Annotated in this window: 18 protein-coding genes; 11 read left to right on the forward strand and 7 right to left on the reverse strand. The window is 71.2% G+C overall.

Annotated features, from left to right (window positions below; translation table 11 throughout):
• The first annotated feature begins 164 nt into the window (after positions 1–164).
• Both ACIBJC_RS03425 and ACIBJC_RS03430 read left to right on the forward strand, forming a co-directional pair.
• Positions 165–1190, forward strand: coding sequence for a LacI family DNA-binding transcriptional regulator (locus tag ACIBJC_RS03425; protein ID WP_399287091.1), 1026 nt, complete (start codon positions 165–167; stop codon positions 1188–1190).
• 193 nt (positions 1191–1383) lie between these two features.
• Positions 1384–2400 carry a sugar phosphate isomerase/epimerase family protein gene (locus ACIBJC_RS03430; protein ID WP_399287093.1) on the forward strand — a complete coding sequence of 339 codons (1017 nt, stop codon included), beginning with the start codon at positions 1384–1386 and terminating at the stop codon, positions 2398–2400.
• Positions 2401–2457: 57 nt separating this feature from the next.
• Here the strand turns inward: ACIBJC_RS03430 and ACIBJC_RS03435 are convergent, their stop codons facing one another.
• Positions 2458–3213, reverse strand: a complete 756-nt coding sequence (locus tag ACIBJC_RS03435; protein ID WP_399287096.1) for a GntR family transcriptional regulator — start codon at positions 3211–3213, stop codon at positions 2458–2460.
• Between the two features lie 173 nt (positions 3214–3386).
• Positions 3387–4157 carry an IclR family transcriptional regulator gene (locus ACIBJC_RS03440; RefSeq protein WP_399288094.1) on the reverse strand — a complete coding sequence of 257 codons (771 nt, stop codon included), beginning with the start codon at positions 4155–4157 and terminating at the stop codon, positions 3387–3389.
• 165 nt (positions 4158–4322) lie between these two features.
• Here ACIBJC_RS03440 and ACIBJC_RS03445 point away from each other — a divergent pair, with 165 nt between their 5' ends.
• The 6 genes from ACIBJC_RS03445 to mmsB all read left to right on the forward strand — a co-directional run bounded on the left by ACIBJC_RS03445 (position 4323) and on the right by mmsB (position 11602).
• The gene (locus ACIBJC_RS03445) at positions 4323–5486 is read left to right on the forward strand and encodes a mandelate racemase/muconate lactonizing enzyme family protein (RefSeq protein ID WP_399287099.1); all 1164 of its coding nucleotides are present in this window, start codon (positions 4323–4325) and stop codon (positions 5484–5486) included.
• The gene (locus tag ACIBJC_RS03450) at positions 5483–6544 is read left to right on the forward strand and encodes a zinc-binding dehydrogenase (protein ID WP_399287102.1); all 1062 of its coding nucleotides are present in this window, start codon (positions 5483–5485) and stop codon (positions 6542–6544) included. The genes ACIBJC_RS03445 and ACIBJC_RS03450 overlap by 4 nt, the downstream gene beginning before the upstream one ends.
• Before the next feature lie 136 nt (positions 6545–6680).
• A complete protein-coding gene (locus tag ACIBJC_RS03455) occupies positions 6681–7658 on the forward strand; it encodes a hypothetical protein (RefSeq protein WP_399287104.1) in 978 nt (325 codons plus the stop codon).
• A 7-nt stretch (positions 7659–7665) separates the two neighbouring features.
• Positions 7666–8772 (forward strand): multiple monosaccharide ABC transporter substrate-binding protein, encoded by a 1107-nt coding sequence (gene chvE / locus ACIBJC_RS03460; protein ID WP_399287107.1) that lies wholly within the window; start codon positions 7666–7668, stop codon positions 8770–8772.
• A 53-nt stretch (positions 8773–8825) separates the two neighbouring features.
• Positions 8826–10346: a multiple monosaccharide ABC transporter ATP-binding protein gene (gene mmsA / locus ACIBJC_RS03465; RefSeq protein WP_399288097.1), complete on the forward strand. Its 1521-nt coding sequence runs from the start codon at positions 8826–8828 to the stop codon at positions 10344–10346.
• 5 nt (positions 10347–10351) lie between these two features.
• On the forward strand, positions 10352–11602 hold the full coding sequence (gene mmsB / locus ACIBJC_RS03470; RefSeq protein ID WP_399287110.1) for a multiple monosaccharide ABC transporter permease: 1251 nt from the start codon (positions 10352–10354) through the stop codon (positions 11600–11602).
• A gap of 148 nt (positions 11603–11750) precedes the next feature.
• On the opposite strand, the gene ACIBJC_RS03475 is transcribed toward mmsB, so the two are convergent.
• Positions 11751–11987: a DUF397 domain-containing protein gene (locus ACIBJC_RS03475; RefSeq protein ID WP_329827709.1), complete on the reverse strand. Its 237-nt coding sequence runs from the start codon at positions 11985–11987 to the stop codon at positions 11751–11753.
• Complete coding sequence (locus ACIBJC_RS03480) at positions 11988–12851, reverse strand: helix-turn-helix transcriptional regulator (protein ID WP_329827710.1); 864 nt, start codon at positions 12849–12851, stop codon at positions 11988–11990.
• 208 nt (positions 12852–13059) lie between these two features.
• Between ACIBJC_RS03480 and ACIBJC_RS03485 the strand changes: the two genes are divergently transcribed.
• Complete coding sequence (locus ACIBJC_RS03485) at positions 13060–13611, forward strand: ATP-binding protein (protein WP_399287113.1); 552 nt, start codon at positions 13060–13062, stop codon at positions 13609–13611.
• Positions 13605–14072 carry a hypothetical protein gene (locus ACIBJC_RS03490; RefSeq protein ID WP_399287115.1) on the forward strand — a complete coding sequence of 156 codons (468 nt, stop codon included), beginning with the start codon at positions 13605–13607 and terminating at the stop codon, positions 14070–14072. The genes ACIBJC_RS03485 and ACIBJC_RS03490 overlap by 7 nt, the downstream gene beginning before the upstream one ends.
• Here ACIBJC_RS03490 and ACIBJC_RS03495 read toward each other — a convergent pair.
• From ACIBJC_RS03495 to ACIBJC_RS03505, 3 genes are all read right to left on the reverse strand, one after another.
• Entirely contained in the window at positions 14069–14791 is a 723-nt protein-coding gene (locus ACIBJC_RS03495) for a FadR/GntR family transcriptional regulator (RefSeq protein ID WP_399287118.1), read from the reverse strand. The genes ACIBJC_RS03490 and ACIBJC_RS03495 overlap by 4 nt on opposite strands.
• Positions 14792–14836: 45 nt before the next feature.
• The gene (locus tag ACIBJC_RS03500; protein WP_399287121.1) at positions 14837–15595 is read right to left on the reverse strand and encodes an SDR family NAD(P)-dependent oxidoreductase; all 759 of its coding nucleotides are present in this window, start codon (positions 15593–15595) and stop codon (positions 14837–14839) included.
• An 89-nt stretch (positions 15596–15684) separates the two neighbouring features.
• On the reverse strand, positions 15685–17769 hold the full coding sequence (locus tag ACIBJC_RS03505; protein ID WP_399288100.1) for an alpha-galactosidase: 2085 nt from the start codon (positions 17767–17769) through the stop codon (positions 15685–15687).
• Between the two features lie 227 nt (positions 17770–17996).
• Between ACIBJC_RS03505 and ACIBJC_RS03510 the strand changes: the two genes are divergently transcribed.
• Positions 17997–19280: an ROK family protein gene (locus ACIBJC_RS03510; RefSeq protein WP_399287124.1), complete on the forward strand. Its 1284-nt coding sequence runs from the start codon at positions 17997–17999 to the stop codon at positions 19278–19280.
• Positions 19281–19331: the final 51 nt, after the last annotated feature.

Consider the following 19331-nt stretch of genomic DNA (forward strand, 5'->3'; position numbering starts at 1 on the left):
GGCCGCGCCGGTTCCGCCCCTCGACGGGCCCTGTCGGCACCGTGCGGGAGGGGCGTCGATCTCCAGAGTCAGTTCCTTGACGTCTGGATCGATCCAGACCCAGACTATGAGGTTGTGTCACCATCAGTGTCAATAGTCATGCGACGACAGGGTCGGGAGGCCGTGTGGAACGGACCGGGGGCGGCCGGACCAGGCGCGCCACGATGCAGGACGTGGCGGCGCGGGCGGGAGTGTCACGGTCGCTGGTGTCCCTGGTCTTCCGCGGCGAGCCGGGCGCCAGCCCCGGGACCCGGGACAAGGTGCTGCGGGCCGCGGACGAGATCGGCTACCGCGTCGACCCCACCGCACGCCTGCTCCGCAGCAGCCGCAGCAGGCTGCTCGGCGTCGTGCTCGACACCCGTAACGCCTTCCACGCCGATCTCGTGGACGGGATCTACGCCTCGGCCGAGGAGACCGGTTACGAGGTCTCGCTGAGCGCCCTGGCCCCCACCCGTGACGAACGCAAGGCCGTCGAGCGGCTGATCGCCTACCGCAGCGAGGCCCTGATCCTCCTCGGCCCCGAGACCACCGCCGAGGAGCTGTCGGAGCTCGGCCGGCGGATCCCGGTGGTCACGATCGGCCGCGGCGCCACGGCGGAGACCGTCGACTCCGTACACATCGCGGAGATGGACGGCGCGCGCCAGTCCGTCGACCATCTCATCGGCCTCGGACACCGCGCCATCGTCCATATCGACGGCGGCCGGGCGTCGATGGCGGGCGAGCGGCGCAGGGGCTACCGCCAGGCCATGCGGCGGCGCGGGCTGGCCGACGAGATCCGGGTGATCCCGGGCGACCACAACGAGACCTCCGGCGCCGACGCCGCCCGTACGCTGCTGGCCGGGCGCGCCCTGCCCACCGCCGTGATCGCTTACAACGACCGCTGCGCCACCGGCCTTCTCGACGCCTTCCTGCGGGCGGGGGTACGGGTGCCCGCCGATGTCTCCGTCGTCGGCTGCGACGACAGTTCGCTGGCGCGGCTGGCCCACATCAGCCTCACCACGCTCTCCCAGGACGCCGAGCGGATGGCCGAACTCGCCGTCCAGGCGGCGGTGGAGCGGCTGGACGGCGGGCGGAGCAAGCCCCGGGACGTGGTGATCAGTCCGCACCTGGTGGTACGGGCGAGCACCGCGCGCCCGCGTACGGCCGGCTGAGCCGGGAGCGGGACACCCCGGAAAAGGAACCACGCGAACAGGAACCGCGCGCCACGACTTCTTGACAGCGGGCGGCGGGCCGCCACATAGTCGCTACTGGATCGATCCAGTGTCGAGCGAGTCCCTCCCCGCGCCTCCACCCTGATCTCCCTGATTCCCCCGAGTCACCTCCGACCGATATGGAGAACACCCCATGAAACTCGGTGCCTACACCGCCTGCCTGCACGACAAGACGCTCGACGAGGTCCTTGAGGTGGTCCGCAAACTGGGGCTGACCGCCGTCGAGTTGAACGCGGGCGGCTTCCTGCCCGCCCCGCACATCCCCGTCGACGCCCTGCTCGCCGGCGAGCGGGCGCGTACGGAGTTCCTGGCCCGGCTCGACGCGGCCGGTGTGGAGCTGACCGCGCTGAACGTCAACGGCAACCCCCTGCACCCCGACCCCGAGGTCGGCACCAAGCACGCCCGCGATCTGCGCACCGCGATCGAGCTGGCCGGGCTGCTGGGCGTACGCCACGTGATCACCATGTCCGGCCAGCCGGAGGCGCACCCGGGCGGGCTCACCCCGGCGTGGACGGTGGAGCCGTGGCACAGCGGGGCCACGGAGGTCCTCGACTACCAGTGGAACGAGGTGGCGGTCCCGTTCTGGAAGGGCATCGAGGAGCTGGCCCGGCGCGCGGACGTGCGGGTGGCCATCGAGATGCACCCGCACAACCTGGTCTACAACCCCGTCACCCTGATGCGGCTGATCGAGCGGGTGGGATCCACCCACATCGGCGCCGAGATGGACCCGAGCCACCTCTTCTGGCAGGGCATGGAGCCACTGGTCGCCATCGAGTACCTGGGGGACCGCGTCTTCCACGCGGCGGCCAAGGACGTACGGATCAACGAGGACCACGTCAAGCTGCACGGCGTCCTCGACGACCGGTTCCGTACGCCGACGCCGGAGCAGCCCGGCGTGGTGGGCCTCATCGGTCTCGGCGGGCGCTATCTGCTCAACGAGTTCCCGGCGGACGCCCCGTGGCAGTTCGTCGCGGTCGGCCGGGGGCACTCCACCGCGTACTGGACGGAGTTCCTCGCCGCCCTGCGCCGGATCGACCCGGACATGGCCGTCAACATCGAGCACGAGGATCTGGAACTGGGCCAGCTCGAAGGGCTCCAGGCCGCCGCCGACACGCTGCTCGCGGCCGTGGCGGCGCTGCCGGCCGACTGACCGCCGTCCACGCCCTCGCCGGGGCCGCACCCGCCCCGGGTACGGCCCACCGGGCGGTCAGGGCTGGACGAGGAGCTGGAACTCGAAGGCGTACCGCGACGCCCGGTAGATATGGGTGCCGTACTCGACGGCGCGGCCCGTGTCGTCGTACGTCGTGCGCTGCATCGTCAGCAGTGCGGCGCCCTCGGCCTCGCCCAGGCTCTCGCCCTCCGGCGCGGTGGCGTTGCGCGCGCCGACCGTCTGGCGGGCGCTGTGCAGGGTGATCCCGACGGCCCGCATCAGACGGTAGAGGCCGGTCTCCTCCAACTCCTCGGTGTCCAGGCGCACCAGCCCCGGCGGCAGGAAGTTGCGCAGGTACGCCATCGGTTCGGCGTGGCTCAGCCGCAGCCGCTCCAGGACGACGACCTCGCTGCCCTCGGCGACCCCGAGCGCGGCGGCGACCTCGGCGGAGGCCGGCGCCGTCCCGTTGAGCAGGACGCGGGTGGTGGGGCTCTGTCCGGCCGCCCTCAGGTCGTCGTAGAGGCTGCTCAGTTCCAGCGGTCGCTTGACCTGGCTGTGCACGACCTGCGTCCCGATGCCCCGGCGGCGGACCAGCAGCCCCTTGTCGACCAGCGACTGGATGGCGTGCCGGACGGTGGGGCGGGAGAGCCCGAGCCGTCCGGCCAGCTCGATCTCGTTGCCGAGCAGGCTGCCCGGGGAGAGCCTGCCGTGCTCGATGGCGCTCTCCAACTGCTGGGCGAGCTGGTAGTAGAGCGGCACCGGACTCGACCGGTTCACCGAGAGTTTGAGTGCCGTGGGATCAGGGGTGTTCACGGGGCGAGAATATCCGCCGTAAGGGTGACAGGCACCTCCGACGTCAGATTGTTGTGACAATAGGGGACTTCCCGCGCACCGCGCCCGTCCTGCCCCGCCCTGCCCCGGCGCGCCCCGCCCCGCCCCGTCGTCGCGGGCCTGCCCGTCAGCGCCTGCCCCTCAGGGCCTGACCCTCAGGGCCTGACCCGGTGCCCGAGGCGTACGGAGAGCGCGCCCGCGCCCTTCACCGCGAGCTGGGACAGCTCCTCCTCGCGCTCGTCGCTCCAGCGGATCATCGGTACGGAGATGGACAGCGCGGCGACGACCCGGCCCGCCCGGTCCCGTACCGGCGCGGCCACGCAGCTCACGTCGGGGTTCGACTCGCGGTGCTCGACGGCGACCCCGCGCTCCCTGATCCCCGCCAGCTCCGCGTGCAGCACCTCGGGGTCGGTGATGCTGTCGGGCGTCATCGCGAGGAACTCGTGGCCGTCGATACGGGCCGCCAGCTCGCTCTCGGAGAGCGAGGCGAGCAGCATCTTGCCGACCGAGGTGCAGTGGGCGGGCAGTCTGCGCCCGGCGGCGGAGACCATCCGGACCGCGTGCGTGGAGTCCACCTTCGCGATGTATATGACGTCGGTTTCCTCCAGGATCGCGACGTGGACGGTCTCGTCGCAGGTCTCGGCGACCTCGCGGGCGACCTGCCGGCCCTCGGCCGCGAGGTCGAGCTGTTCCGCGTACCGGCTTCCGAGCTGGTAGGAGCGCACGCCGAGCCGGTAGCGGCCGGGCTGTCCGGGAACGGGCGCCAGGTAGGAGCGGGCCGCGAGCGTGGTGATCAGCTCGTGCACGGTGGTGCGCGGCAGTTGCAGTTTGCGGATGACATCGGGCGCGGAGAGCGTCCCGTCGCCCTCCAGGAACAGTTCCAGAATGTCCAGGGCCCGCGTCACCGCGGGGACGAGCCGTCCCATGGCCGACCACCCACCCGTCTCGTTCGGTACTTCGGCCATCGGCCGGAATGACGAACACAGGCTAACCGCCGCGCTACCCATTGACACCCCTCGGAGCGTCTGAATACCGTCACGCCACGATTTCGAACGTGTGACGAAATACCGAACACACCCTGGGGACCTGTCTTGCGCATCACGGGAATCAGCACACACGTCGTCGGTACGCCCTGGCGTAACCTCACCTACGTCCTCGTCCATACCGACGAAGGTCTCACCGGCGTCGGTGAGACGAGGATGCTCGGCAGGACCGACGCGCTCATCGGTTATCTGCGTGAGGCCGAGGCCAATCATCTTCGCGGATCGGACCCCTTCGCGGTAGAGGATCTCGTACGCCGGATGAAGTACGGCGACTACGGACGCGCCGGTGAGATCGTGATGTCGGGCATCGCGGTCGTCGAGATGGCCTGCTGGGACATCAAGGGCAAGGCGCTGGGCGTACCGGTGTGGCAGCTCCTCGGCGGGAAGGTCACCGACCGGGTCAAGGCGTACGCGAACGGCTGGTACACCACCGAGCGCACCCCCGACGCGTACCACAAGGCGGCCCAGGCCGTGATGGCGCGCGGCTACCGGGCCCTGAAGATCGACCCGTTCGGCACCGGCCACTTCGAGCTGGACCGGGCGGCGAGCAACGAGGCCGTGGCCCTGATCGAGGCCGTACGGGACGCGATCGGGCCCGAGTCCGAGCTGATGCTGGAGATGCACGGCCGGTTCAGCCCGTCGACGGCCGTACGGCTGGCCCGCGAGCTGGCGCCGTTCGCCCCGGCCTGGCTGGAGGAGCCGGTGCCGCCGGAGAACCTGAAGGCGCTGAGCAAGGTCGCCGACAAGGTCGACCTGCCGATCGCGACCGGTGAACGCATCCACGACCGGATCGAGTTCCGGGAGCTCTTCGAGTCGCAGGCCGCCGACATCATCCAGCCCGACGTCGGCCACATCGGCGGCATCCTGGAGACCCGGAAGCTGGCGGCGACCGCGGAGACGCACTACACGCTGATCGCGCCGCACAATGTCGGCGGCTCGGTGCTGACTGCGGCGAGCCTTCAAGTGGCCGCCTGCACACCGAACTTCAAGATCCTTGAGCACTTCAACGACTTCGCCGACGCGGAGATCAAGAAGGTCGTCAAGGGCGCCCCCCAGGTCGACCCGGAGACCGGCTGCTTCGAGATCTCGCACGCGCCGGGGCTGGGCGTCGAGTTCGACGTGGACGCGGCGGCCGAATTCCCGCAGCAGCAGGCGCGGTTCGACCTGTGGGCCGAGGGCTGGGAGAAGCGCGACCCGAAGGAGCCGCGATGAGCGACCGGCCAGCGGCGGGCGGGGACACGCCCGCCGGGCCGGCGGCGACCGGCAGATCGGTCGTCGTCGACCGGCCCGGCGTCCACCGCCTGGTGACCGGCCCGGTGCCCGTACCCGGCCCCGGCGAGGTACGGGTACGGGTGGCGGCGGCCGGTATCTGCATGAGCGACCGGGAGGTGTACGACGGCCACCGCGACCCGGCCTATGTGCGCTACCCGGTGACGCCGGGCCACGAGTGGTCGGGGACCGTCGAGGCGGTCGGCCCCGGCGTGGCGCCGGAGCTGGTCGGGCGCAAGGCCGTCGCCGAGGGGTTCCGCGCCTGCGGGACCTGTACGCGCTGCCGCACGGGCGAGACCTCGCTGTGCACGGGCGGGTACGAGGAGACGGGCTTCACCGTGCCGGGCGCGTTCGCCGACCATGTCGTCGTTCCCGGGCGCCTGTTGCACCTGCTTGACAACGATGCCGACCTGCGGGCCGCCGCCCTGCTGGAGCCGGCCGCGGTGGTGGCCGCTGCCGTGCGGACCTGCCGCCCCGAGCCCGGTGAGCGGATCGCCGTGGTCGGCGCGGGGACCCTGGGGCTGCTCGCCGTCCAGTTGCTGGCCGCCACCTCCCCCGCCGAGCTGACGGTCGTCGATCCCCGGGCCGAACGCGGCGCCACCGCACGGCTGTTCGGGGCGACGGACTCCGGCACCCCGGAGGAGGCCAAGGAGGCGCACGGGCGCTACGACCTCGTCGTGGAGACCGCCGGGGCGCCGACCACCGCCGCCGCGGCCTGCCTGCTGGCGCGGCGCGGCGGCCGGGTGGTGCTCACCGGGATGTTCGCACCCGGCGCGACCGGGATCGACCCGGCGCTGCTGACGCTCGGTCAACTCACCGTGCACGGCGTCTTCGGGGCGCCGTCCGCCGCCTGGGCCTTCGCCGTACGGGCCTTCACCTCCGGGGTTCTCGACCCGGGGCCGCTGATCACCCACGAGTTCCCGCTGGAGCGGTTCGGCGAGGCCGTGGCGCTGGTCGGCGGGGGCGATCCGGGTACCGGAAAGGTGCTGCTGCGGCCATGACCCGGCGTTCGGCACCCCGCGCGGGACACCGCCGTCCCGCACTCCTCGTACCACAGAGCACACAGAGCACACAGAGCACACCGCACACGACCGACGCGTACGACCGACGCGTAGGACCGAACCGAAGGACTCGTCCGTGACCGACGCATCAGCCCCCGCCCCCCGCCGTCCAGGCGAGCAGGCGCTCGCCACGCTCGGCCTGGCCGCGCCCGCCCTCAGCCCCGCGGACGCCTCCGCGCACGCCTTCCCCGACGGGGGGCTGTGGCGGACCGAGATCCCCTCCGTCGAGGGCCCTGAGAGCCTGGCCGAGGTCCTCAAGGAGTCCGCCCGGCTCGATGTGCCCATCCACCGCATCAGCCAGGGCAGCGGCGTGTGGATGCTCTCCGACGCCGACATCACCGAGATGGTCGACGCCTGCGCGTCCCGCGACATCGAGCTGTGCCTGTTCACCGGGCCGCGCGGCACCTGGGACATCGGCGGCTCGACCCGTACGGACTCCGGCGGCGCGGGGCTGCGCGCCCGTGGCCACGACGCGCTGGCCGGCTGTGTCGAGGACGCGCTGCGCGCCACCGGGCTCGGGGTGAAGTGCCTGCTCGTCGCCGACGAGGGCGTGCTGTGGACCCTGCACCAACTGCGCGCGCGGGGCGTACTGCCCGCCGACACCACGCTCAAGGTGTCGGCGCTGATCGGGCCCGTCAACCCGGCCTCGTACGCGGTCTTCGAGCACCTCGGGGCCGACTCGGTCAACATCCCCTCGGACCTCGCGCTCGCGCACTTCACCGAGATCCGCCGGGTCAGCCGCGCCCCCATGGACCTCTACATCGAGGCCCCCGACGACCTCGGCGGCTACATCCGGATGTACGAGGCGGCGGAGCTGATCCGGCGCGGCGCCCCGATCTACCTCAAGTTCGGCCTGTCGAAGTCCCCGGGTATCTACCCGTTCGGAGCCCAACTCCGCGAGACCGCCCTCAGCAGCGCCCGGGAACGGGTACGCCGGGGCCGGCTCGTTCTCGATCTGCTCGGCCGCCACGGCGCCGACGGCGGCATGTCCCCGCTAGGCTCCCGGCTTCCGGGTCCACTCAATCGTTTTTCACTGACCGACGACAAGGACTGATGTACCCATGCGAACTCGCCGAGCCGCACTCGCCGTCACCGCGCTCTCCCTGGTGCTCTCACTCGCTGCCTGCGGGCAGAGCGGCGAGGGTGGCAGCAAGGACGACACCAAGGGCGGCAAGGGCTCCACCGTCGGCATCGCGATGCCGACCAAGTCGTCCGAGCGCTGGATCGCGGACGGCAACAACGTTGTCACCGAACTGAAGAAACTCGGCTACAAGACCGACCTCCAGTACGGCGAGGACAACGTTGCCCAGCAGGTCGCGCAGATCGAGAACATGATCACCAAGGGCGTGGACGTCCTGATCGTCGCGGCCATCGACGGCAGCGCCCTGAGCGATGTGCTCCAGCAGGCGGCCGACAAGAAGATCAAGGTCGTCTCGTACGACCGGCTCATCCTCGGCACGAAGAACGTCGACTACTACGCGTCGTTCGACAACGAGAAGGTCGGTGTCCTCCAGGCCACCTACCTGATCGAGAAACTGGGTCTGAAGGAGGGCGGCAAGGAGGGCCCGTTCAACATCGAGCTGTTCGCCGGTTCACCGGACGACAACAACACCCAGTACTTCTTCAACGGCGCGATGAAGACCCTCAAGCCGTACATCGACGACAAGCAGCTCGTCGTCCGCAGCGGACAGACCAAGCTGAACCAGGTCACCACCCTGCGCTGGGACGGCGGCACGGCCCAGCGGCGGATGGACGACCTGCTCACCAGGGCGTACGGCTCGGACAACGTGGACGCGGTGCTCTCGCCGTACGACGGCATCTCCATCGGCATCCTGTCATCGCTCAGGTCCGACGGCTATGGGACGAAGGCGAAGCCGTATCCGGTGGTCACCGGGCAGGACGCCGAGGTCGCCTCGGTGAAGTCGATCATCGCCGGCCAGCAGACCATGACCGTCCTCAAGGACATCCGCCTGCTGGCCAAGACGGCCGCCCAGATGACGGACGCGATGCTGAACGACAAGAAGGTCGAGGTCAACGACGAGAAGTCGTACGACAACAAGGTCAAGGTCGTCCCGGCGTTCCTGCTGACGCCGGTCGGCGTCGACAAGTCCAACTACCAGAAGGAACTGGTGGACTCCGGCTACATCAAGGCCGAGGACCTGAAGTGACCCTTCCAGTAGGCACGGCGGGGGCGGCCGGTGCGGCGGCCCCCGTCCTGGAGATGCGTTCCATCGTCAAGACCTTCCCCGGGGTCAAGGCGCTCTCCGATGTCACCCTGACCGTGGCCCCGGGCGAGGTGCACGCCATCTGCGGTGAGAACGGTGCGGGCAAGTCGACCCTCATGAAGGTCCTCAGCGGGGTTCACCCGCACGGGAGTTACGAGGGCGAGATCCTGTTCGAGGGCTCCGGGTGCGCCTTCAAGGACATCAAGGCCAGCGAGTCCCAGGGCATCGTGATCATCCATCAGGAACTCGCCCTGATCCCGTATCTGTCGATCGCCGAGAACATCTTCCTGGGCAACGAGCACGCGACCCGGGGCTTCATCAGTTGGAACGACACGCTCCGGCACGCCGCCGAGCTGCTCAAGCGGGTGGGTCTCAACGAGCATCCGCAGACCCGGGTCGCCGACATCGGGGTCGGCAAGCAACAGCTCGTGGAGATCGCCAAGGCGCTCGCCAAGCGGGTCAAGCTGCTGATCCTGGACGAGCCGACGGCCGCGCTCAACGACAGCGACAGTGCCCAGCTCCTGCGCCTCATCAAGGAGTTGAAGGAGCAGGGCATCACCTCGATCATCATCTCGCACAAGCTGAACGAGATCGCCGAGGTGGCGGACTCCGTCACCATCCTGCGGGACGGCAGGACCATCGAGACGCTGGACGTGAGCGCGGAGTCGACCACCGAGGACCGGATCATCCGGGGCATGGTCGGCCGCGATCTCGACCACCGCTTCCCCGAACGCACCCCGTACGAGGGCGATCCGGAGGCGCGGCCCGCCCTGGAGGTGCGGGACTGGACCGTGCACCACCCCATCGACCAGCAGCGCAAGGTCGTGGACGGGGTCTCCGTCGAGGTCCGCAGGGGCGAGATCGTCGGTATCGCGGGGCTGATGGGCGCCGGCCGCACCGAGTTGGCGATGAGCGTGTTCGGCCGCAGTTACGGCCGCAACATCAGCGGGACGGTCCTCAAGGACGGCACGGAGATCCGGACGAGGACGGTGCCGGAGGCCGTGGCGCACGGCATCGCCTACGTCACCGAGGACCGCAAGCAGTACGGGCTCAACCTCATCGACACCATCGGCCGCAACATCACCCTGGGAGCGCTCTCCAAGGTGTCCCGGCGCGGGATCGTCGACGAGCACGAGGAGGGCCGGGTCGCCGAGTCGTACCGCAAGAGCATGAACATCAAGACGCCCACGGTGTTCGAGCAGGTCGGCCGGCTCTCCGGCGGCAACCAGCAGAAGGTCGTCCTCAGCAAATGGATCTTCGCGGGTCCCGATGTGCTGATTCTCGACGAGCCCACCCGCGGGATCGACGTCGGTGCGAAGTACGAGATCTACACCGTCATCGACCAGCTCGCCGCGGAGGGCAAGGCCGTCGTCTTCATCTCCTCGGAACTCCCCGAACTGCTCGGCATGTGCGACCGCATCTACACGATGGCGGCCGGCCGGCTCACCGGTGAGATCCCGCGGGCGGAAGCGACCCAGGAAGTACTGATGCGCCACATGACCAAGAACACGAGGTAGTCGACATGGGTCCGGTCACCACCGACACGCCGAAGGGCGACACACCGAAGGACGCCCCACCGACGCCTCCGTCCGGGCGCTCCGCGACGGGGGCGCTGCTCATGGATGCCGCACGCCGCAACATGCGGCAGTACGGCATGCTCGTCGCGCTCGGCCTGATCGTCGTCCTGTTCCAGATATGGACGGACGGGGTCCTCCTCAAGCCGAACAACGTCACCAACCTGGTTCTCCAGAACAGCTACATCCTGGTCCTGGCCATCGGCATGATGATCGTGATCGTCGCGGGCCATATCGACCTGTCGGTCGGCTCGCTGGCCGCGTTCGTCTCCGCGGCCTGCGCGGTGATGATGGTCGAACACGACATGCCCTGGGTGCCCGCCCTGATCCTGGGGCTGCTGATCGGCGCGATCGCCGGGGCCTGGCAGGGGTTCTGGATCGCGTACGTCGGCATCCCGTCGTTCATCGTCACCCTCGCCGGGATGCTGATCTTCCGCGGCGGTACGCAGATCTTCCTGGGGTCGCGCTCGCTCGGCCCGTTCCCCGAGGGCTTCCAGAAGATCTCGACCGGCTATCTCCCCGAGGTCGGTCCGTCCACCAACTACCACAACCTGACACTCCTGTTGGGGCTGGCACTGCTGGCGTTCGCGTTCTTCCAGGAGTTCCGGGACCGGCGCCGGCAGCAGGCGTACGACCTGGACGTCCTGCCCTTCAACCTGTTCGTCGTCAAGCTGGTGGCGCTGGCCGCCGCGGTGCTGGCCTTCACCATGACCCTGGCCAGCTACCGGGGTGTGCCGGTCGTCCTGCTGCTGCTGGCGGCGCTGCTGATCGGCTTCGGCTACGTCATGCGCAACGCCGTCGTCGGCCGCCACGTGTACGCGCTGGGCGGCAACCAGGCGGCGGCGAAGCTGTCCGGCGTCAAGGACAAGCGGGTCACCTTCCTGGTCTTCGTCAACATGGGTGTGCTGGCGGCGCTCGCGGGCGTCGTCTACGCGGCGCGGCTCAACGCGGGGGTGCCGCAGGCCGGCATCAACTTCGAACTGGAGGCCATCGCCGCCGCGTTCATCGGCGGCGCGTCGATGACCGGCGGCGTCGGCACGGTGTTCGGCGCGATCATCGGCGGTCTGGTGCTGGGCGTCCTGAACAACGGGATGTCGCTGGTCGGTATCGGCACCGACTACCAGCAGGTCATCAAGGGCCTGGTGCTGCTGGCCGCGGTGGGCTTCGACGTCTGGAACAAGCGCAGGGTGGGTGCCTGACCCGACCTGACCCCGCCTGACCCGGTGACCCCGCCCCGGTGACACCAGCGCGGCGCCGCAGCGCACCTGAAAGTGCTGCGACGCCGCGCTCCCCGTGATTCAGTGACAGCTCGGGTGCCGCCGCCGTACGTCCCGGTACGGCGGCGGATCACGTGAGCAGGAAGTCCGCCTGCCCCGACTTGGCGCCCTGGATGAAAGCGGCGATCTCACTCGTGGTGTAGATCAGCGCCGGACCGCCGGGATCGGCGGACTGACGCACGGCGACCCGGCCGTCGGCCAGCTTCATGGCCTCGACGCAGTTGCCGCCGTTGCCGCCGCTCCACGGCTTGTACCAGCCTTCGGTGCCGAGGTCGGCGGCGGGCATGCCGTTGTATATGGGGTCCATTCACAGCTCCTTGCGGACATCCTTGAGGATCTCCTTCGTGCGTTGTGCAGTTGCGGCCTGGGCCGCCATCCGGTCCATGACCTCAAGGTGGGTGGCCACTTCGGGACGTGCGTCAAGGTAGACGGCACCGGTCAGGTACTCGCTGTAGACCATGTCAGGCAGCTCGGGCACGGCGAAACGGAAAAGAACGAACGGCCCGTAGGTACCCGGGTGGTGTCCGCTGGAGAACTCCGCGATCTGCAGGGTCACGTTGGTCAGCTCGGAGGCTTCCAGAAGCCTGTCGATCTGTGCCCGCATGACCTGCGGGTCCTCCCCGACGGGGCGGCGCAGCACGGTCTCGTCCATGATCACCCAGAATCTGGGCGCGTCGGCACGTGTCAGGAGCGACTGGCGTTCCATGCGGAGCGCCACATGCCGTTCGATCTCCTCCGGCTGGGCCTGCCCCACGGCCCCCGCGTGCATGACGGCCCGGGCGTACTCCTCGGTCTGGAGCAGTCCGGGAACGAAATGGGGCTCGTACGCCCGAAGGAGGGACGCCGCGCCCTCCAGGGAGACGTACATGCTGAACCAGTCCGGCAGGATGTCGTGGAACCGCTGCCACCAGCCGGGCTTGTTCGCCTCCTCCGTCAGCTCGACGAAGGCGTCCGCCTCCTCCTCGGGTACGCCGTACGCCCTGAGCAGTAACTGTACGTAAGGGATCTTGAGCGCGACCTCGGCCGTCTCCATGCGGCGGATCGTGGCCGGAGCCACCCGCAGGAGTCTGGCGGCCTCCTCGCGTCTCAGGCCGCGGCGCTCGCGCAGGTCCTGCAGACGTCTGCCGAGTACGACCTGGCCCACGGTCGGGGCGGACCGCGGTTCACTCACTTTTGGGTCCTTCCCACGCACGGTTACCAGCAGTCTGCCATGCCGCCCCGACGAAGAACATGGCACTCTGAATTTTTCAGAGTGCTACTTGCCAAGTGTCCTCGGCGGGTGGACAGTGGACCGGTGAACCAGTTCACGCGGTTGTCGCGCTCTGCCATGGGAGAGGTCTTGCACGCATCCGCTGCTCCCCCACCGTTAGGAATCGGTCGTGGCACCTGGTAACGCGCTCACCCCCCAGCTCATAGCCCTGTGCCCTGGCAACGCAGTCCGCCGCTACGGGTTCCGCCTGCCGGCTCACGCGGAGTCCGTCGCACGCGCCAGACAGCTCATACAGGCCCGCCTCGTCCTCTGGGACCTGGACGAGGAGACCCGCGACACCGCGGTCCTCGTCGTGTCCGAGCTGGTGACGAACGCGATCGTGCACGCCGCGGGCGACCGCGTCATCTGCGAGATACGCGACGGCGAGGGACGCCTGCGGATAGCGGTGGAGGACCAGGGCTACGGGCCCACCGGGCCCCAGCTCCATCACACGGCCGAGGGTGAGGCGGAGGGCGAAGGCGGGCGCGGGCTGTTCCTCGTCGACTCGATGTGCAGCGGCTGGGGAGCCCACGACACATCGGGTTACGGCCCCGGGCGCGTCGTCTGGGCCGAACTGCCGCACGCGGGCGGGGCGCCGCACGGCGCCGGCCGCACGCTGAAGCACGGCGCCGGGCCGGCCCGCGCGACACAGGCACCGCGCGGAACGGAGCCGCCGTGCTGAGGACCGCGCTCCAGCGGCTGGCCCGCGGCCTGCGGGACACCACCACGCCGCGCGGGATCGAACTGCCCCTGCCGGCCACGCTGCCGGCCTCCCTGGGGTGTGACGCGGTGGGCGTGCCCGCGGAGCACGGCTTCCGGCTGATGGCCCGGCTGCCGAGGACGGGCTGTGTCTTCGCGGACACCGACTGGTGGTGGTGGATCGTCCCGGCGGGCTCCGACCTCGATCTGACCTGGCCGTCCCCCGCGCGCTACATCAGCGGTACGAAGGTCCCCGCGGTCCACCCCAAGCTGATCCACTGGCCTCAGGCGCCCACCCCGTACACCCCGCCGATCCCCTTCTACCTGATGGTCTGCCAGCTCAGCGGAACGGCCCCCGCCTGGGCGGACGGCGGTACGGGAGCGGGCGCGGGGCCAGGGACGGGGACGGTGCCCGCGCAGCGTCCGGCGCGCCAGCACGGCTAGGGTCCTTCGTTCGGATCCTGCCGGGGACCGCTCTGGTCCCGTACGCCGCCCAGGTCCCGTACGCCGAGCAGCGCCCGCATCGCCCGTTCGGCCGCGTCCCGGTCCCGGGCCCGTACCGCGTCGAGGACGGCCCGGTGGCCGGGCACCGGGTCCGCCGGCCGCGGGGAGCCGTGGTGGGCGGGGCCCGGCCCGACGACCATCTCCATCCGCGCCAGCAGCTCGTTGCCGGTGGCCGCGAGGAGCCCCCGGTGGAAGGCCAGACCGGCCTCGGCGGCGCGGGTGGGGCTGTCGGCGCTCTCCGCCAGCACCCGGAGGGCTGTCTCCAGGGCGGTGAGGTCCGCGTCCGTACGGCGCTCGGCGGCCAGCCGGGCCGCGGCCGGCCCGACGACGGCACGGACCTCGTCCAAATCGCGCAGCAGGGCGGGTCCGGCCGGTGTGCCGGGACCGTCCGCGAACTGCCAGCGCAGCACGTCGGCGTCGAGCAGGTTCCAGTCGGAGCGGGGCCGCACGAAGGTGCCGCGCTTCTGCCGGGCGTCGACCATGCCCTTGGCCGCGAGCACCTTCAGCGATTCCCGCAGGACGGTCAGGCTGACGTCCAACTCCCGCCGCAGCGCGCCGAGATCGAGCGTGGCACCCTCGGGGATCTGCCCGCCGAGCACCCGGCGCGCCAGCGTCTCCACCGTCCGGCCGTGCACGCCCCGGTGTGTGTACGGCGCCATACGGGTCCGCCTCTCTCCTGCGTTCGGGGCCGGCGGCCCGCCCGTTCAGGCGGATGCCTTCACGACACTCCACCCGCCGTCCACGAGCAGGCTCGATCCGGTGATGTACGAGGCCTCCTCGGCCGCGAGGAAGGCGATCGCCGCGGCGACCTCCTCGGGGGTGCCGAAGCGGCGCGCCGCGGTCCCGGCGGCGCTCCGCGCCCGCTCCTCCTCGGGGATCCCGTCCCAGGCCGCGGTGAGGATCGGACCCGGCAGGACCGCGTTGACCCGTACCTCCGGCCCGTACTCCACGGCGAGTTGAGCGCAGAGCGAGAGCAGGGCGCCCTTGGAGGCGGCGTAGGCGGGGCGGCCGGGTATGCCGTGGTGGGCGTGGACGGACGAGGTCAGCACCACGGCGCCGCGCCGGGCGCGCAGGTCGGGCAGGACCGCCCGGAAGCCGAGGAATCCGCCGGTGAGGTTGACGGCGAGCTGCCGTTCCCAGGAGGCGAGGGTCATCTCGTGCGCCGCCGTGACGTCCACGGTGTACGCGTTGCTGACCAGGACGTCCACGGGACCGAAGGTGTGGGCGGCGGTGACGATACGGTCCCAGCCGTCCTCCTGCGCCACGTCGGCCAGCACGAACGCGGCCCGCCCGCCCTCCTCGCGGATCCGCGCGGCGGCGGGCACACCGCGCTCCGCGTCGGTGTCGGCGAGGACGACCGAGGCGCCCTCGGCGGCGAGGCGGCCCGCCGTGGCGGCGCCGATGCCCGAGGCGGCGCCGGTGACCACGGCGATCCGGTCGGTGAAGCGGGCGATTCCGTTCATGGGGCGCATGGGACGGTACGACTCCTCGGCCTTCGGGGACATGGACTGTGTCCCGAGGTTACGGCCTGGTGTCCGAAGGCTCCGGCCGCCTACTGCCGTACCAGGACGACGAGTTCGGCGTCGTACTGGTCCGTCCACGCGAACGGCAGCCCGTAGTGCGTCAGATGGGCCCCGCCGTATGTCTCGCCCGACGCGGCGTCGGTGTAGCGGGCCGCCGGGTCCACGCCGCGCAGCCGCAGCCTGGCCGGGCGGCCCGGGACCAGGGGCGCCCCGTCGAGCCGGCCGGTGCTGAGGGCGGTGACGACGATCCGGCCGCCGCCGGGCTCCTCGTACTGGACCCCGCAGGTGGCGTCGGCGGGGGTGTTCAGCAGCCGCGCCTCGCCGTGGTGGACGATCTCACGGACCTCCTTGTAGCGGGCGACCCAGCGCGCGGCCTCGGCGCGCCGCTCCGCGCTCCAGGTACGGATGTCGGCGCCGATCCCGAGGACACCGGCGCTCGCGTTGACGAAGCGGAAGCCGAGGGAGCGGGGGCGCGGGTCGAAGATGCCGGGTGAGTCGGTGACCCAGGAGCTCATGGTGTGCGGGGCGTGCGCGTGCAGATAGCCGTACTGGATGGCGAGCCGGTCGAGCGGCGCCGTGTTGTCGCTGGGCCACACCACGTCGGTACGGGCGAGCGTGGCGTGCTCGATCCGGCCGCCGCCCGCCGAGCAGCCCTCGACGGTGACGTGCGGGTGGCGGGCGCGGAGGTGGTCGAGGACGCGCAGATAGCCGGCGACGTGCGCGGCGTCGAGGTCGAGTTCCTCGGCGGGGCCGCCGCCGGGACGGCCGCGTTCGGTCGGCGGGCGGTTCATGTCCCACTTGAGGTAGCTGATCTCGTGGTCGCCGAGGAGCCGGTCGAAGGTGGCGAGCACGAAGTCCTGGACGTCCTCACGGCCGAGGTCGAGCAGGAGCTGGTTGCGGACCAGGCGGGCGGGGCGGCCCGCCACCCGGTAGACCCACTCGGGATGTGCGGCGTACAGCTCGGAGCGGGGGCTGACGCACTCGGGCTCCACCCAGAGGCCGAAGTCCATGCCGAGGGCGCGGACTTCGCCGACGAAGTTGTCGAACCCGGCCGGGAAGGACGCCGGGTCGGGCCGCCAGTCGCCGAGACCGCCCGTGTCGTCGGCCCGGCCGGGGAACCAGCCGTCGTCGACGACGAACAGTTCGGCGCCCATGTCGGCGGCGATCCGGGCCAGTTCGAGCTGGCTGTCGGCGTCCACGTCGAAGCCGGTGGCCTCCCACGAGTTGTAGAGGACCTTGCGGGTACGGTGCATCCGCTCGCCGGTGAGCCCGCGCTCGTAGCGGTGCCAGACCCGGGCGAGGCCGTCGAGGCCGTCCGGGCTGAAGGCGCAGGCGAGCTTCGGGGTGGTGAGGGAGGCGCCGGGGGCGAGCCGTACCGCGCCCTCGTGGGGCAGCCGTCCCGCGCGGACGCGGACCGCGCCACCGGGCTCGGCGTCGGTGGTGATGTGCCAGTTCCCGGGCCACTGGAGGGCGACGCCGTAGGTGGGGACGCCGGTGGCCCCGTCGGGGTGCGCGGCGTCCTGGACGGCGAGCCAGGGGGCGTACGCGTGGCCGGGCACGGCCTGGGTGGAGGCCATCTCGAAGCGGCCACGGGTCAGTTCGAGCTGGGTGCGCTGGAACTCCTGGGCCCACTGGCCGGTGAGGTACGTGAGCCGGGCGCCGGCCGTCACGGGGATGTTCACGGCGGCCGAGTCGAAGCGTTCCAGGCGCAGTTCGCTGTCACCGGTGCAGACCAGCTCGGTCCAGCGCAGGATCACGTCCGTGCCGGGGACGCTCTCGTAGTGGAGCGTCGCGTCGAGTCCCAGGGTCTCGTCGGTGAAGACGAGCCGCAGCGCCCGGTCCCCGTCCGTCTCGGCTCCGGCGAAGGCCCACCACACGCCGCGGTCCTCGCCGGGGCGCTGGGCGAGCAGGTCGGCGCCGGTGAACGGCCGCAGCCCGTACGGGATGTACTCGGCGGGGGCCAGGTCGGCCGGGGTGACGAAGTGCGTACGGCGTGACCAGTCGAGCGGCGAGGGGCCGCTCTCCACGCCGTGCGGTCCCCAGGCGGTCAGTTCGGCCCACTGGCCTTCCGGGGCGAGCGCGACGGCATAGGTGGTGTTCTCCGTGCGCAGGATCCACCGGTCGGCCGGGGCCCGGTCGCCGGGGTTGTGGTCGGCCGGGGGCTGGTCGGGCGCGTGCGTGGTCACGTGGCTGCTCCTCGTTCGGCGGCCCCAGCCTGACGGGGCGCCGCGACCCCGTCAAGATTAATTACTAATTAATCGCACCATCGGGCGGAATGAGACATCCTGCTTGCCGAGTGACCCGTTCCGGCCGATTCCGATCACATAGGCTCGTCCGCGAGATGAACACCAACCAGACCCCCCTCGGCCCCAAGGCCGACAAGGAATCGGTGCGCCGGCACAATCTGAGCCTTGTGCTGCGGGCGGTGCGGGACGAGGGCGAGACGACCCGGGCCGGGGTGGCGGCGCGGGTGGGGCTGACCCGGGCCGCGGTCTCCTCGCTGGCCGAACAGTTGATGGAGAGCGGATTCCTCTCCGAATCCGGCAAAACCTTCAGCGGGCAGGCCGGGCGCCCAGGCACCGTACTGAAGGTGACGCGTTCGGGACCCGCCGGGATCGGCGTGGAGATCAATATCGACTACGTGTCGGTGTGCGTGGTCGATCTGTCCGGCACTGACCGGGTACGGCTGACCGAGCACCTCGACAACCGCGGTACGGAGCCCGCCGAGGTGCTGGCCCGCGGCGCCCGGATCGCCGCGCGCACCCTGGAGTCGGCGGCCGAGCAGGGGCTGCACCCGGTCGGGGTCCAACTCGCCCTGCCGGGGCTGGTGTCGGGGGGCACGGTGCGCCAGGCGCCGAACCTCGGCTGGAACCGGGTACCCGCGCAGGCGCTGTTCGCGCGCGCCCTGGCGGGGCAGCGCCCCGCGGCGCCCGAACTGCCGGTGAGTTCGGAGAACGAGGCCAATCTGGCGGCGCTGGCCGAGCTGTGGTTCGGCGGCCCGGGACCGCTCCGCACCTTCCTCTACCTGACCGGCGAGATCGGTGTCGGCGGGGCGCTGGTGCTGGACGGCGAACTCCTGCGCGGGGCCCATGGGTTCGCCGGGGAGATCGGCCATGTGGTCGCCGACGCGGACGGACCGCTGTGCCGGTGCGGCGCCCGGGGGTGCCTGGAGCAGTACGCGGGCCAGTCGGCGCTGCTGCGGGCGGCGGGCATCGACGAGGACGCCGGAGTACCGGGCGTGGCGGAACTGGAGCGCCGGGCGCTCCAGGGCGACGCGGCGGCGCTGGCGGCGGTCGAGCGGGCCGGGACCATGCTGGGCCGGGTGCTGTCGGGAGCGGTGAACCTCCTCGACCCGGACGCGGTCGTGCTCGGCGGGATCTACCGGGAGCTGATGCCCTGGCTGTCGCCCGCGGCGGACCGGGAGCTGACGGCCCGTGTGGTGTCGGGCCTGTGGCCGCGCGGCAGCGGACGGCTGCGCGCGTCCTCCTCGGCGGGGGACGCGGCACGCGGCGGGGCGGCGCTGGTGGTGCGGGCGGTGCTGGCCGACCCGGTGGCGTACGTGGGGCGGGGCGGCCCCGTCGACGGCGGGACCAATCCGGCCGACCGCGGCGCCGGGAACGGCTGACCGCGGCGCCGACAACGGATGACGCCGGACGGGTCCGGGAAGGATCCGTCC

The organism is Streptomyces sp. NPDC050509 (assembly GCF_044457965.1).
Classification (GTDB): domain Bacteria; phylum Actinomycetota; class Actinomycetes; order Streptomycetales; family Streptomycetaceae; genus Streptomyces.

Bases quoted from the DNA above. Each gene is read 5' to 3' on its own strand.
- ACIBJC_RS03495 (WP_399287118.1), bottom strand. From the start codon at position 14,791: ATGGCGCCGTACACACACCGGGGCGTGCACGGCCGGACGGTGGAGACG.
- ACIBJC_RS03430 (WP_399287093.1), top strand. From the start codon at position 1,384: ATGAAACTCGGTGCCTACACCGCCTGCCTGCACGACAAGACGCTCGAC.
- ACIBJC_RS03510 (WP_399287124.1), top strand. From the start codon at position 17,997: ATGAACACCAACCAGACCCCCCTCGGCCCCAAGGCCGACAAGGAATCG.
- mmsB (WP_399287110.1), top strand. From the start codon at position 10,352: ATGGGTCCGGTCACCACCGACACGCCGAAGGGCGACACACCGAAGGAC.
- ACIBJC_RS03475 (WP_329827709.1), bottom strand. From the start codon at position 11,987: ATGGACCCCATATACAACGGCATGCCCGCCGCCGACCTCGGCACCGAA.
- chvE (WP_399287107.1), top strand. From the start codon at position 7,666: ATGCGAACTCGCCGAGCCGCACTCGCCGTCACCGCGCTCTCCCTGGTG.
- mmsA (WP_399288097.1), top strand. From the start codon at position 8,826: ATGCGTTCCATCGTCAAGACCTTCCCCGGGGTCAAGGCGCTCTCCGAT.
- ACIBJC_RS03450 (WP_399287102.1), top strand. From the start codon at position 5,483: ATGAGCGACCGGCCAGCGGCGGGCGGGGACACGCCCGCCGGGCCGGCG.
- ACIBJC_RS03440 (WP_399288094.1), bottom strand. From the start codon at position 4,157: ATGGGACGGCTCGTCCCCGCGGTGACGCGGGCCCTGGACATTCTGGAA.
- ACIBJC_RS03500 (WP_399287121.1), bottom strand. From the start codon at position 15,595: ATGAACGGAATCGCCCGCTTCACCGACCGGATCGCCGTGGTCACCGGC.